Raw genomic sequence first — 13,565 nt, 5'->3', positions numbered from 1 at the left:
TGCTTACTTGCTCGGCGCCGGCGAGGCGGAGGCGGAGGCGCCCTGTTCGGCCTTGGGCAGGTACTGCTCAGGCATCGGCGAGCCCGGGAACCACTTCTGGTAGAGCTTCTTCCAGGTCCCGTCTTCCATCGCGGCGTGCAGCCCCTTGTTCAGGGCTTCCTTGAACGCCGTCTTGCCCTTGGCCACGGCGAACCCGGCCGGGGCGTCGAAGGACGGGATGTCCGCGGCGCTGACCAGGCCGTGCTGCGCCTCGTAGGCCTTCGCTGCCTCGTAGTCCAGGAAGTGCGCGTCCACGGTGCCGCTGTTCACCGCCGCGATGGCGGTGTTGTTGTCCGGGAACCGCACCAGGCTCGCTGAGGTGAAGTTCTTCACCGCATAGGCCTCCTGCAGCGTTCCCTGCACTACACCCAACCGCTTGCCGGACAGGCCATCCACGCCCGTGATGCCGGAGGTCTTGGTGGTGATCACCGTCAGGTAGCCGGCCAGGTAGCCGTCGGAGAAATCAACGGTTTCCTTGCGCTTGTCCGTGATGCCGATCGCTGCCACGCCGGCGTCGAACTGCCCGTTGGCCACCGCCGCAAGGAGGCCGGAGAAGTCCTGACCGGTGAAGACCACGTTGTCCACACCGGCCCGGTGGGCCACATCCTTGAACAGTTCCACGTCGAAGCCGGTGAAGTTACCGGAGGCGTCGGCGAAGGTGTAGGGCTTGGAGTCGCCCAGGCTGGCCACGCGGATGGTGCCGGGCTGGATCAGGCCGTAGGGGTTGTTCTCCGTGGTGGAGGCGGCGGAGGTGGAGCTGCAGCCGGAGAGCGCCAGCACCGCAGCGAGTGCGGCGGCGGCAATTCCGGCCGGGCGGAGATTCTTTTTCTTCACAGCGTTGTCCAATCGTTGGGAGGGAGGCGGTGCTGTCAGGGCCGCCGAAGAAAGTCGCCGATGCACTTGTTGAGTCCGGTCTCACACCCTAGGATTGAGACCGGACTCACATCGATGGATAGAAATGTAGCCGAAGTCACAAGGGGCGTCAACAACCCTTTCGAAAGGTGAAGATGAACGGCGAAGGAGCACGACGGCGGGACGTAACGGTTGCCGACGTCGCCAAGGCTGCCCAGGTTTCCAAGGCCCAGGCCGCGCGGGCACTGGGCAACTACGGAGCCGTCAGCGACGACGTCCGCGAGCGAGTCCTGGCTGCTGCAGAGGCGCTTTCCTACCGGCCCAATGAGCTTGCCCGCAGCATGAACACGGGGAAGTCACACACCATTGGCGTGGTGGTGGGTGATATCGAAAACCCGCACTTTGGCCTGGCCACGCGGGGAATCACGGACACCGCAAAAAAGGCCGGCTACAACGTCATCCTGGTCAATACCGATGAGGACCGGGCCGCGGAAGTGGACGCAGTCCGGGTCCTGCTGGACAAGCGCGTGGACGGCCTGATTGTTGCTCCTGCCTCATCGGTTGAAACCGGACATCTCCAGGAGGTGCACCGGTCCGGACGGCCCATGGTCTTCATCGACCGCACGGCCGGGGACATGCCGGTGGAAACCATGGCCGTGGACATGGCAAGGATTTCGAGGGAGGCCACGCAGTACCTGCTCGATGCGGGGCACCGGCGGATCGCCTTCATTTCCACGCTGACCACCGATGCTCCCTATACGCCGGGGATGACGCTTGAGTCCTCCCAGATCGCCGACCGTATCGCGGGCATGCGGGAGGCTTTCCTTGAGTCCGGCCTGGATTTTCCGGAGGACCTGGTCCGCCTGAATGCAGGCGACGAGGACTCGATTCGCAGCATTACCCGCGGAGTGCTCCGCGGCCCGGACCGCGCCACTGCAGTAGTAGCCTCCGACGGCCTGATCGCACTCAGCGTGGTGGAGGCCATCCAGGAACTGGGCCTGTCCATCCCGGCGGATGTTTCATTCCTGATGTACGACGATTTCCCGTGGACAAGGCTGACAACCCCTCCCCTGACCGTCATCGCCCAGCCGGTCTACAACATGGGCGTCGCCGCAGCCAAAGCCCTGATCCGGCAGATGGAGGGCTTGCCGCCTGCCGCTCCGGCTCAGTTCACGGCCACCCTGGTGCGGCGGGGGTCGGTGGGGCCATGCCGGGCAGGGGCCGACCCGGCACGTAAAGATCTGGCAGCGAAGCTCAGCTGACTGCGGCTGACTCCAGGTTGAAATAGGACCGGGCGTCCGGCGGCCGGATATCTGCCACCACATCGCTGAAGATCCGCATGGGATGCGGCGTGAAGGGGTGCTCGGCGATGGCGTCCAAGTCCAGTTCGATGCCCAGGCCCACGCCTTCCGGGATCAGGACGTCCCCCTCTTCCGTCAGCCGGAGGCGCTCATTGGAGATCTCGCTGCGCCACGGCACGTCCGTTGCCATGATCTCCAGGTAGCGGAAATTGGGCAGCGCCGCACCGAGCTGCAGAGTCGCGGCGGTGCTGAGGGGTCCGCTCGGATTGTGCGGCGCGAAGGGAACGTAGTGGGCTGCCGCCAGCGTGGAAATGAACGAGAGCTCCAGGAGGCCCCCGGCATGGGTGACGTCAGGCTGGATGAAGTCCACTGCATTGCGCCCAAGGGCGGGAACGAAGGTATTCCGTCCCATCCACCGCTCGCCGGCCGCGATGGGGACGGGCGATTTGCCGCGTACCTCGATGAGCGCGTCGATACCGTCCGGCGGGCAGGGCTCTTCGAAGAACACGGGCTGGAACTGCTCGATTTCCCGCGCCACGCGGATGGCCGTGGGGACGTCAAAGCGCCCATGCCCTTCGATGAACAGCTCAACGTCATCACCCACCGCCTCCCGGACAGCGGCAACGGGTTCGAGCATGCGCCGCAGGTCGCCGGGCGCCAGAAGAAGATCTGCAGCTTCGAAGGGATCCCACTTGAGCCCCCGGAAGCCCTGGGCAACTGTGTGGACGGCGGCCTTGGCGAATTCCTCAGGCGTTTTGGCCCCGGAAAACCAGCCGTTGGCGTACGCGCGGACCCTGTCACGGACCTGCCCGCCCAGCATCCGGTGGACGGGGACGCCCAATGAGCGTGCGGAGACATCCCACATGGCCATTTCCAGGGCGCTCAGGGCGGTTGTCGAGACGGGACCTCCCCGCCAGTAGGCGTCGCGGTTCGCCTCATAGATGGTCTGGGCAATCCGGGTGGGATCCTTGCCGCGCACATAGTCTGCAAGGACCGCTACGGCGCCGCGGACTGCGTGCTCCTGGCCTTCGAGGGTGGCTTCCGCTATTCCGGTAAGGCCTTCATCGGTGCTCAACCGGACAAAGATGAGGTTGGTGCGGTAAAAGTCGACGACGACGGTGTCGAGGTTGGTGATCTTCATGCGGCGGTGTCTTTCGATAGTTGCGCAGGGCCACTGGGGGCGGGCGGCCCGCTCAGGGAGCGGGCGGGGCGGTGGATTCTCGGACGATCACCTGGGTGGCCAACTCCACGCGGTGGGAATCCAGGATCTCGCCTTGGGCCTGGCGCAGGAGTGACCTCAGCGCGGCCCTGCCCATCTCTTCAAGGGGCTGGGCCACCGAACTCAATGAAGGAACTGACTGCTCGCCCTGGTTGGTCCCGTCGAAACCGATGAGGCTGATGTCCTCCGGAACCCTGATCCCGTGATGCCGCGCCTCACTGAGGACGCCCAAGGCAATCGAGTCGCTGCCGGCGAAGATGGCCGTGGGGAGGCGGTCCAGCTTCAGGAGCTCCTGGAATCCCTTGACCCCGCCCTCTGTCCGGAAATGGCCGCCGGACACGATGTACCGGCGATCCACCTCAATGCCTTGCGCCATCAGGGCAGCCATGTATCCGTGCAGCCTGGCCTGGTTGCATTCGGCCCCTTCAATCCCGCCGATGTAGGCGATGCGTCGGTGCCCCAGACTCAGCAGATGTTCGGTGGCCGCTTTGCCGCCTGCCCAGTTGGTCGCGCCAACGCTGACCACGTCCGCGGAGGGCGGGTTGAGCGGGTCGATCACCACAACCGGGATTTGGCGGCGGCGGAACGCATGCAGTTGTGCCTCGCTGAAGGCCGAAGTCACCACGATCATCCCGGCCCTGCCCTCTTCAAGCATGCGCTGGGCGCGGCGTTCCGGGGTCTGCCGGCCAGGCGTGGACTGGCCGGTCACGCTAACCAGGATTTCGACGTCGGCCCCCGCGGCGAACTGGAGGATGCCGTTCAGCACCTGGATGGTGTAGGCAGAGTCGAGCACATCGATGACCACTTCGACGACTGTCGCACTGTCGGCCGCGGCCCTGCGCTGCACGGGCGACTGGTAACCCGCCTGCTCCAGCACCGCAAGGATCCGCGCCCTGGTCTCGGGGGCCACGTCGTCACGGCCGTTCACCACCTTGGAGACAGTCGGTGCCGATACCCCCGCCTGCCTGGCCACGGTTGCGAGCGTTGGCTTCGTCCGCTCGGGCAATTTGGTCGTCATGGGTTCGCAATCTTTCGAAGATGGGAAGTGCATTCATTCTGGAGAAGAGGCCCCTGCGCCGTCAAGGTTTGGTCAAATCCCGCGGATTCCTCAAAAAGATCCTCTACGATCCCTTGACGAGGCGGATGATTGGCGCTTTAGTTTACAGCGTGACTTATATCACCGTTCGAAATGTTTCGAACGATCGTCGGAGCTGACGCCCCGTACCTCGACAGCAAAATTCACAATGGAGAAGCAATGAAGCAACCCCAGACCTCACGGCGCTCTTTCCTCGCCCTCGCTGCCCTTACTCCCTTTGCCGTTGCCGCAACCTCTGCCTGCGGCACGTCAGGTCCGGGTGCCTCCAGCGGCAATGGCGGCGCCAGCATGTGGTTCCTGTCCGGCGAGCCGAACCAGACCAACATGCAGAAGGCTGTCGATGCCTTCAACCAGGCAAACCCGGACAACAAAATCGCGATCACGTTCTTCCAGAACGACGCCTACAAGACCAAGATCAAGACCGCCATCGGCGCCAACCAGGCGCCCACCATCATCTACAACTGGGGCGGCGGCACGCTGAAGACCTACGCCGAGGCAAACCAGGTTGAAGACCTCACCAGCTGGCTGGATTCCGAACCGGACTTGAAGAAGAAGTTCTTCCCGTCCACCTTCAGCGCCGCCACGGTCAACGGCAAGATCTATGCCCTGCCCAATATGTATGTCGGTCCGATCGTCCTGTTCTACAACAAGGAACTCTTCCAGAAGGCCGGCGTCCAGCCGCCCAAGACCTGGGACGACGTCATGTCGCTGGTCAAGACTTTCAACGGCATGGGGGTGGCACCCTTCTCCCTGGGCGGCCAGTCACGCTGGACCTCCATGATGTGGCTCGAATACCTGTTGGACCGCATCGGCGGACCCGACGTGTTCAAGGCAATCTTTGAAGGCAAGCCCAATGCCTGGATGGACCCCGCAGTCATCGAGACCGGCACCAAGATCCAGGAACTGGTTTCCGCTGACGGCTTCATCAAGGGCTTCTCCTCCATCACAGCCGACTCGAACGCAGACCAGGCCCTGCTCTACACCGGCAAGGCTGCCATGATGCTGCACGGTTCCTGGACCTACGGTCCGATGAAGAAAGACGGTAAGAACTTCGTCCAGGACGGCAAGCTGGGCTTCGTCCAGTTCCCCACCCTTCCCGGCGGCAAGGGCGACCCCAAGAACGGCGTCGGCAACCCGGCCAACTACCAGTCCATCTCCGCCAAGGCCAGCGACAAGGAAAAGGAGTCCGCCAAGAAGTTCCTCAAGGACGGCATCATGACCGATACCATGATCGACGCCTACATCAACTCCGGCTCCGTCCCCATCGTCAACGGCATCGAAAGCAAGCTGAACACGTCCCCGGACAAGGACTTCCTCAACTTCGTCTACGACCTCGCAAAGAACGCCCCCAGCTTCCAGCAGTCCTGGGACCAGGCACTGAGCCCCACCGCCGCCGAGGCCCTGCTGAACAACATCGACCAGCTGTTCCTGAAGTCGATCACGCCGCAGCAGTTCGCCGAGAACATGAACGGCACCCTCGGGAAATGAGTAACGCCGTCTCCACCGCCCCGGGGCCCAACGTCGGCGTCAGGAATTCCAAGCAGACCGAACAGCGCAAGGCCGCGCTGGCGTGGCTGACCATCCCTGCACTGTTCTTCTTCCTGGTGTTCGCCGTCATCCCGCTGGCGGGTGTACTCATCCTCAGCTTCACCAGCTGGGACGGCATTGGTGCCATCGGGGCGGCGGGACTGGACAACTGGTTCTCCGTGCTGGCAGATCCGGGGCTGTACAACGCCCTGGGCCTGACCTTCCTGATCATGATCGTCTCCTGGCTGGTCCAGACACCCATCAGCCTCCTGCTCGGCGTCTTCACCGCGGGAAGCCAGCGGTACCGGGCAGTCCTGGCGGTGCTGTACTTCCTGCCCCTGCTGCTGTCATCCGCCGCCGTCGCCATCGCCTTCAAGGCCCTGCTGGACCCCAACTTCGGCCTGGCAACCGGCCTGGGCCTGCCGTTCCTTGCCCAGGACTGGCTGGGTGTCCCGCACCTGGCACTCGGCCTGGTCATCTTCGTCATCGCCTGGCAGTTCGTGCCGTTCCACACGCTCATCTACCAAGGCGGCGTGCGGCAGATCCCGAAGTCCCTGTACGAGGCGGCCCAGATCGACGGGGCCGGGACCATCAAGCAGTTCTTCCACATCACCCTTCCGCAGTTGAAGTACACGATCATCACCTCCTCCACCCTGATGGTGGTGGGTTCGCTGACCTACTTCGACCTGATCTTCGTCCTTACCGGCGGTGGACCGGGAAACTCCACCCGGATCCTGGCCCTGGACATGTACCTCCGGGGCTTCCGGGCCAACCTGATGGGCCCTGCCAGCGTCATCGCCGTCATTCTCGTCATCATCGGCCTTGCACTCGCCTTGTTCCTCCAGCGCCTTGGAGGCAAGGACAAGCAGGGCAGCCAATTGGAAGGTTTGTAGGGTGAGTACCGTCCTGAAAAGCAATACCCAGGAGGCCCGCACCGGATCGCTTGGTGGCTCCGCGGCCGCCAACCGGGGACTCGGCACAAGGCTCCGGCGACTGAACATCCCCGGCGGCCTCGGCGGCTGGATCTGGCTGGCCGTCATCATCCTGCCGGTCTACTATGTGGTGGTCACCAGCCTCAAGACCCAGGCCGGCTACTTCGGCCAGAATCCGCTGTCCCTGCCCACCGAGCCCACGTTCGAGAACTACCAGTCTGTCCTTGAGGCGGATTTCGCCCAGTATTTCCTGAACAGCGCGATCGTCACGCTCGGTTCCGTGATTCCCACGGTGCTGATCTCGTTCATGGCATCGTTTGCCATCGTCCGCGGCGCCGGCAGGTTCCTCAAGCTGGTCAACGGCATGTTCCTGATGGGGCTGGCCATCCCGCTGCAGGCCACCATCATCCCCATCTACCTGATGATCATCCGGCTGAACCTCTATGACAGCCTGCTGGCGCTGATGCTGCCGTCCATTGCCTTCGCCATCCCGCTGACGGTGCTGATCCTGTCCAACTTCATCCGCGATGTCCCGAACGAACTGTTCGAGTCGATGCGGCTGGACGGCTGCAGCGAGTGGCAGACCATGTGGCGGCTGGCCCTTCCCCTGACCCGGCCGGCCATCGTGACGGTTGCCATCTACAACGGGCTGCATGTCTGGAACGGGTTCCTGCTTCCGCTGGTCCTCACCCAGAGCCCCAGCCTGCGCGTCCTGCCCCTGGGCCTGTGGACGTTCCAGGGTGAATTCAGCGTCAACATCCCTGCCGTTCTCGCTTCGGTGGTGCTCAGCACCCTGCCCATCCTGGTGCTGTACGTCATCGGCCGGCGCCAGCTGCTGGCAGGCCTGACCGCCGGCTTCAGCAAGTAACGCCCGGGCCTTAAGAAAGGACTTTCGACATGACCACCGCCAAGACCCTGCGGGTCGGCATGGTGGGTTACGCCTTCATGGGTGCAGCCCACTCCCACGCCTGGCGAACCGCACCCCGGTTCTTCGACCTGCCGCTGCAGCCACAGCTCACCGCGGTAGCGGGCAGGAATGCCGACGGCGTCCGTGCCGCGGCGGACAAGCTCGGCTGGGACTCGGTTGAGACTGACTGGCGCCGACTGATCGAGCGCGACGACATCGACCTTATCGACATCTGCACGCCCGGGAACACCCACGCCGAGATTGCCATCGCCGCCCTTGAGGCCGGCAAGCACGTATTGTGCGAGAAGCCGCTGGCCAACTCCGTGGAGGAGGCTGAACGGATGACGCTCGCGGCGGAGACTGCCGCGAAGAACGGCGTCTTCTCCATGTGCGGCTTCAGCTACCGCCGCACCCCGGCGCTGGCACTGGCCAAACGTTTCGTGGAACAGGGCAGGCTCGGCGAGATCCGCCACATCCGGGCCCAGTACCTGCAGGACTGGCTCTCCGACGCCAACGCCCCCATGACCTGGCGCCTGGACAAGAGCAAGTCAGGCTCGGGCTCCCTGGGTGACATCGGAGCCCACAGCATCGACGCCGCCCAGTGGGTCACGGGCCTGAACATCAGCGGGGTATCGGCCATGCTGGAGACCTTCGTCCGGGAACGCCCGCTGGCCGGCGACCTGGTGGGCCTCGGCGGGCACGGCGACCTCAGCAGCGACGCCCCGCGCGGGGCGGTCACCGTCGATGATGCGGCCATTTTCAGTGCAAAGTTCGACGGCGGCACATCCGCAGGTGCCATCGGCGTCTTTGAAGCCACGCGTTACGCGCTGGGCCGGAAGAACGCCATGCGGCTGGAGGTGAACGGCACCAAGGGTTCCCTCGCCTTCGACTTCGAGGAAATGAACGTCCTGTCCTTCTACGACGCGGCAGAATCCCCCGACGCAGGCTTCCGCCGGATCTTCGTCACCGAGCCCGAGCACCCCTATGTGGGGAACTGGTGGCCCACCGGCCACGGCCTGGGATACGAGCACGGCTTCACCCACCAGGTGGTGGACCTCGTCACGTCCATCGGCGAGGGCCGCCAACCGGAACCGTCGTTCGCGGACGCCCTGCAGGTGCAGCGGGTGCTGGCCGCCGTGGAGTCCAGCGCCGCGAATTCCAGCCAGTGGCAAAAAGTCTGAGCACAGTACGGCTTCGATCAATCTAGGAACGCACATGACACGACCAATCACGCTTTTCACCGGCCAGTGGGCCGACCTGCCCTTCGAGGAGGTGGCCCGGCTCGCCGGCGAGTGGGGCTTCGACGGCCTGGAGATCGCCTGTTGGGGCGACCATCTTGACCCACGCCGGGCCGCCGAGGACGACAACTACCTCCAGGGCCGCCTGGACATCCTCGAAAAGAACAACCTCAAGGTGTTCGCCATCGCCAACCACCTGACCGGCCAGGCCGTGTGCGACGACCCCATCGACGAGCGCCACCGGGACATCCTGTCCGCGGAGACCTGGGGCGACGGCGAGCCCGAAGGGGTACGCCGCCGGGCCGCGGAGGCCATGAAGGACACCGCGCGGGCAGCCGCCCGCCTGGGCGTGAAGACCGTAACGGGTTTCACCGGGTCCTCCATCTGGAAGGCGGTGGCCATGTTCCCGCCGGCCTCCCAGACAATGATCGATGCCGGCTACCAGGACTTCGCCGACCGATGGAACCCCATCCTCGATGTCTTCGAGGAGGAGGGCGTCCGGTTCGCCCTGGAAGTCCACCCGTCCGAAATCGCCTACGACTATTGGACCGCCAAGCGCACGCTCGAAGCCATCGGGCACCGCGAGAGCTTCGGCTTGAACTTCGATCCCTCCCACTTCATCTGGCAGGACCTGGACCCCGTGATGTTCCTGCAGGACTTCGCGGACAAGATCTTCCACGTCCACGTCAAGGAATCCGTCCGCCAACTCGACGGCCGCAACGGCCGCCTTGGTTCGCACCTCGCCTGGGCGGACCCCCGGCGCGGCTGGGACTTCGTCACAGCAGGGCACGGGGATGTCCAGTGGAACCGGATCTTCCGGACCCTGAACGCCATCGGCTACGAAGGTCCCACCAGCATCGAATGGGAGGACGCCGGCATGGACCGCCTTATCGGCGCCCCGCAGGCGCTGGCCATGGTCCAGGAACTGGCCCGGATCGCTCCGCCGGCAGCTGCCTTCGACGCCGCCTTCGCCAGCCGCTGACCCCTCGCTTTGCCGGCACACGCCGGCAGCCAAACAAAGGAAACTTCAATGACAGATCGCAAGAATGCGCTGGTCGTCCGCGGCGGCTGGGACGGCCACCAGCCCTACGAGGCCACCGAACTCTTCATTCCCTACCTCAAGGACAACGGCTATGAGGTCCGGGTGGAAGAATCCCCCAAGGTCTACGCCGACGCCGAATACATGGCCGGGGTGGACCTGATCGTGCAGTGCATGACCATGAGCACCATCGAAAAGGACGAATTTGCCGGACTGCGGGCAGCCGTGGAGAACGGCACCGGCCTGGCCGGCTGGCACGGCGGGATCGCCGATTCGTACAGGAACACCTCCGACTACCTGCACCTCATCGGCGGGCAGTTCGCCTGCCACCCCGGCAAGCACCCGGACGAATGCGTCGGCGAACAGTCGGACAACTACGTTCCCTACACCGTCAACATGCTGCCCGCCGCCGCGGAGCACCCCATCACCACGGGCATCAAGGACTTCGAACTGGTCACCGAGCAGTACTGGGTCCTCGCAGATGACTACATCGATGTCCTGGCCACCACCACCCAGAAAGTCCGCGAGTGGGACCCCTGGCACCGCGAAGTGACCTCCCCCGCCATCTGGACCCGCCAGTGGGGCAAGGGCCGGATCTTCGTTGCCACCCCCGGCCACCGCGTGGAAATCCTCCAGGACCAGAACGTACGCACCATCATCGAAAGGGGCCTGCTGTGGGCAAGCCGTTGAACGTCGGAATCATTGGCTGCGGAGCCATTATCGCCCAATACCTCACCAACTTCCGGCGGCTGGACCAAGTCCGGCTGGTAGCCGTGGCGGACCTGGATCCTGCCCGGGCCCAGGCGGTAGCGGATGATTACGACGGCGTCCGCGCCGTCTCCGTGGAGGAACTGCTCGCCGCCGACGACGTCGACCTGGTCCTGAACCTGACCATCCCCGCGGCCCACGCCGACGTCGCACTGAAGGCGATCGAGGCCGGCAAGAGCGTCTACGGCGAAAAGCCGCTGGCGGCCACCACTGAAGAGGCACGCAAGGTGCTGGACACGGCACGCCAGGCAGGCGTCGTCGTCGGCTGTGCCCCTGACACCGTGCTGGGCACCGGAATCCAGACCGCCCGCAAAGCCATCGACGACGGCCTCATCGGCGCCCCCATCTCGGCATCAGCCACCATGGTGACCCCGGGCCACGAACGCTGGCACCCCAACCCGGACTTCTACTACCAGCCGGGCGGCGGTCCCCTCCTGGACATGGGTCCCTACTATGTCACCGCCCTGGTCACGCTGCTGGGCCCCGTGGTGTCGGTGCTCGGCGCGGCCAGCCACACCCGCAACGAGCGGACCATCGGCTCGGGGCCACGGCAGGGTGAAAAGGTGCCGGTTACCATCGATTCCCACGTCACCGGCATCCTGGTCCACGCCTCCGGAGCGCTTTCCACCCTTTTCATGAGCTTCGACGCCGTGAAGTCCAAGTCGCCGAACATCGAGATCCACGGCGAGCGCGGCTCCCTGGTGGTCCCGGACCCCAACCACTTCAACGGCGACGTCCAGCTGTTCTCCCTGGGCGCCGAGGACTGGGAAACCCTCCCCGCCTCGGCAGGATACGTCGATGCCGGGCGCGGGTTCGGCATCGCGGATCTCGCTACCACCCCGCAGGGCAAGGAACCCCGCGCGGGCGGGGCCCTGGCCTACCACGCCCTGGAGGTCATGGAATCTGTCCTCAAGGCAGCGCACAGCGGCATGACGGTCAGCATCCAGAGCACTGTTGAGCGGCCGGAAAGCGTGGCACTGACCGTCCTCGCCGAGCAGGCAGACGCCCTCCAGTCCAAGTAGCCACCCGGAACCGGAACCGCGCCGCCCGCCGCAGTGCAGCTAGTGCAGCTCATCGCTGCGGGCGGCGCGGTTCCTTCCCAATGACTTGGCCCTGTACAGGGCCTCATCAGCTGCGGCGATGAGGCGGTCCACATCGGAGGTCCCGCCGTCGTAGGTTGAAATGCCGTAACTCGCGGTGGGCATCTCCATGCCGTCCGGCGCTGCAGCACCTGCCAGGCGACTGCTGATTTCCTCCGCGATCGTCTCGGCCCGTTCAGCACTTGCCCCGGGGACCAGGATCACGAACTCTTCCCCGCCGTACCTGCCGGCCAGGTCGGTGGAGCGGACCGTGGCAACGCAGGCGTCGGCGAAGGCCTGCAACGCCAGGTCGCCGGCGGCGTGGCCGTGTGTATCGTTGACCACCTTGAAATGGTCAAGGTCGGCAAGGATCAGCGCGCCGGAGCCCCCGGTGATGGTGCGGTCGGCAAGCTGTTCGGCAGCGAGGTCCAGGAAGGCCTTGCGGTTCAGGAGTCCGGTGAGGTCGTCACGGGTTGCAACCACCCGCAGGGCGCGGGTCTGCTGTTCGGTGCTCAACCCGGCCATGCTGAAGGACACCACCACCAACAGCACCATAGTCACCATGGTGGTCACGGCCGATCCAAAAACGGTAACGAAAACCGGACCGTCCGGGCCCTCCACCAGGAACGCCAGCCAGCGGAAGAAATAGTAAGCGGACAGGCCGCCTGCAGCCACCGCCATGGGGATGCGCACCCGCGAATAGCCCGGCTCAAGCCGCCACAGCTCACGCGACGCCAGTCCGACGGTCAGGCTCATCGCGGCGAGGAACACGGGACCGCCGGACCAGGTGTTGGTGGCGGGGTGGTCCAGCAGGGACGCCACCAGGGTGACAAGGGGGATGCCGGTAAAGGCCCACTTGGGTGGCTGCACGGTCCGCAGTGAGCGCGCGCCCGCCCACACAGCAACCCCGCCGTGCACCAGCAGTGTATTACCCAGCGGGTTGGCCCACCACTGCTGTGGCGTGCCGTCCAGCAGGAAGCAGCCGGATCCGGAAAGGAAGAACAGCAAGGCCCCGCACCACCACGCACTGTACGGCGAGCGCGTCGCCCGGTAGGCGGAAAAGTAGAAAAGGACCACCAGCACCAGGGCCATCAGGCCAAAAGCGATGCGCAGGGTCGCCGTATCCAGAACCATGTGCCAGAAGTCCCCCCAAAAGCCCTAATGCTGCCCACGCCAGTATCGCACCACCCACATGGCGCAAAGCATCCCTACCCCGGATGTGGACCAGCCAAACTCGCCTAGGGTGGGAGGTTAACCATTCGGACAACGAAAGGCGCGCAATGCTCCTCCTCTTCGGGTTCAAGACCGTGCTCAAGGCGCTGCCGGGCAAGACGGCAACGTGCCCGCACTGCGGCGCCTTCATCCACCACCTCCTTGAGGAACAAGCCACAAAGTTCACCTTGTTCTTCATCCCGGTGCTCACGGTGTCCCGGAAGTTCCGGATCACCTGCACCAATTGCGGCTACGTTTCGTCCATCAGCGGGCGGCAGAAGCGGGCCTTGGAGCTGCGCCGGTAAGAGGCGCTCCGGAACTTCTCCGCCAGCCGCGGAGTTGAACCGGATATGGAC

13 protein-coding genes are annotated in these 13,565 nt (G+C 64.8%); 9 read left to right on the top strand and 4 right to left on the bottom strand.

All coding sequences use genetic code 11. From position 1 onward, the window contains the following. Positions 1 to 3: 3 nt before the first annotated feature. The gene (locus tag JCQ34_RS00345) at positions 4 to 873 is read right to left on the bottom strand and encodes an ABC transporter substrate-binding protein (protein WP_286400723.1); all 870 of its coding nucleotides are present in this window, start codon (positions 871 to 873) and stop codon (positions 4 to 6) included. A gap of 173 nt (positions 874 to 1,046) precedes the next feature. On the opposite strand from JCQ34_RS00345, the gene JCQ34_RS00340 reads away from it, so the two are divergent. Next, the gene (locus JCQ34_RS00340; protein WP_286400721.1) at positions 1,047 to 2,153 is read left to right on the top strand and encodes a LacI family DNA-binding transcriptional regulator; all 1,107 of its coding nucleotides are present in this window, start codon (positions 1,047 to 1,049) and stop codon (positions 2,151 to 2,153) included. Here the strand turns inward: JCQ34_RS00340 and JCQ34_RS00335 are convergent. Both JCQ34_RS00335 and JCQ34_RS00330 read right to left on the bottom strand, forming a co-directional pair. After that, positions 2,146 to 3,333: a mandelate racemase/muconate lactonizing enzyme family protein gene (locus JCQ34_RS00335; RefSeq protein ID WP_286400719.1), complete on the bottom strand. Its 1,188-nt coding sequence runs from the start codon at positions 3,331 to 3,333 to the stop codon at positions 2,146 to 2,148. The genes JCQ34_RS00340 and JCQ34_RS00335 overlap by 8 nt on opposite strands. A 52-nt stretch (positions 3,334 to 3,385) precedes the next feature. Then, on the bottom strand, positions 3,386 to 4,429 hold the full coding sequence (locus JCQ34_RS00330; RefSeq protein ID WP_286400717.1) for a LacI family DNA-binding transcriptional regulator: 1,044 nt from the start codon (positions 4,427 to 4,429) through the stop codon (positions 3,386 to 3,388). 237 nt (positions 4,430 to 4,666) lie between these two features. Between JCQ34_RS00330 and JCQ34_RS00325 the strand changes: the two genes are divergently transcribed. From JCQ34_RS00325 to JCQ34_RS00295, 7 genes are read left to right on the top strand one after another with little or no spacing between them, the layout of a single operon-like run. Continuing rightward, positions 4,667 to 5,995 carry an extracellular solute-binding protein gene (locus tag JCQ34_RS00325; protein ID WP_286400715.1) on the top strand — a complete coding sequence of 443 codons (1,329 nt, stop codon included), beginning with the start codon at positions 4,667 to 4,669 and terminating at the stop codon, positions 5,993 to 5,995. Next, the gene (locus JCQ34_RS00320; protein WP_286400713.1) at positions 5,992 to 6,927 is read left to right on the top strand and encodes a carbohydrate ABC transporter permease; all 936 of its coding nucleotides are present in this window, start codon (positions 5,992 to 5,994) and stop codon (positions 6,925 to 6,927) included. The genes JCQ34_RS00325 and JCQ34_RS00320 overlap by 4 nt, the downstream gene beginning before the upstream one ends. A 1-nt stretch (position 6,928) precedes the next feature. After that, positions 6,929 to 7,834: a carbohydrate ABC transporter permease gene (locus tag JCQ34_RS00315; RefSeq protein ID WP_286400711.1), complete on the top strand. Its 906-nt coding sequence runs from the start codon at positions 6,929 to 6,931 to the stop codon at positions 7,832 to 7,834. 29 nt (positions 7,835 to 7,863) lie between these two features. Next, the gene (locus JCQ34_RS00310; RefSeq protein ID WP_286400709.1) at positions 7,864 to 9,054 is read left to right on the top strand and encodes a Gfo/Idh/MocA family protein; all 1,191 of its coding nucleotides are present in this window, start codon (positions 7,864 to 7,866) and stop codon (positions 9,052 to 9,054) included. A gap of 34 nt (positions 9,055 to 9,088) precedes the next feature. Beyond that, complete coding sequence (locus JCQ34_RS00305; RefSeq protein ID WP_286400707.1) at positions 9,089 to 10,093, top strand: sugar phosphate isomerase/epimerase family protein; 1,005 nt, start codon at positions 9,089 to 9,091, stop codon at positions 10,091 to 10,093. 48 nt (positions 10,094 to 10,141) lie between these two features. Continuing rightward, positions 10,142 to 10,840 (top strand): ThuA domain-containing protein, encoded by a 699-nt coding sequence (locus JCQ34_RS00300; RefSeq protein WP_286400705.1) that lies wholly within the window; start codon positions 10,142 to 10,144, stop codon positions 10,838 to 10,840. Next, positions 10,825 to 11,940 carry a Gfo/Idh/MocA family protein gene (locus JCQ34_RS00295; protein WP_286400703.1) on the top strand — a complete coding sequence of 372 codons (1,116 nt, stop codon included), beginning with the start codon at positions 10,825 to 10,827 and terminating at the stop codon, positions 11,938 to 11,940. Before JCQ34_RS00300 ends, JCQ34_RS00295 begins: the two co-directional genes overlap by 16 nt. Positions 11,941 to 11,979: 39 nt before the next feature. On the opposite strand, the gene JCQ34_RS00290 is transcribed toward JCQ34_RS00295, so the two are convergent. Beyond that, on the bottom strand, positions 11,980 to 13,131 hold the full coding sequence (locus JCQ34_RS00290) for a GGDEF domain-containing protein (RefSeq protein ID WP_286400701.1): 1,152 nt from the start codon (positions 13,129 to 13,131) through the stop codon (positions 11,980 to 11,982). Positions 13,132 to 13,277: 146 nt separating this feature from the next. Between JCQ34_RS00290 and JCQ34_RS00285 the strand changes: the two genes are divergently transcribed. Continuing rightward, positions 13,278 to 13,514 carry a zinc-ribbon domain-containing protein gene (locus tag JCQ34_RS00285; RefSeq protein WP_286400699.1) on the top strand — a complete coding sequence of 79 codons (237 nt, stop codon included), beginning with the start codon at positions 13,278 to 13,280 and terminating at the stop codon, positions 13,512 to 13,514. The last annotated feature ends 51 nt before the right edge of the window (positions 13,515 to 13,565 follow it).

Source organism: Pseudarthrobacter defluvii (genome assembly GCF_030323865.1).
GTDB classification, from domain to species: domain Bacteria; phylum Actinomycetota; class Actinomycetes; order Actinomycetales; family Micrococcaceae; genus Arthrobacter; species Arthrobacter sedimenti.
The sequence above is the reverse complement of the archived record's forward strand: the minus strand, read 5'-3'. Positions and strand labels throughout refer to the sequence as shown.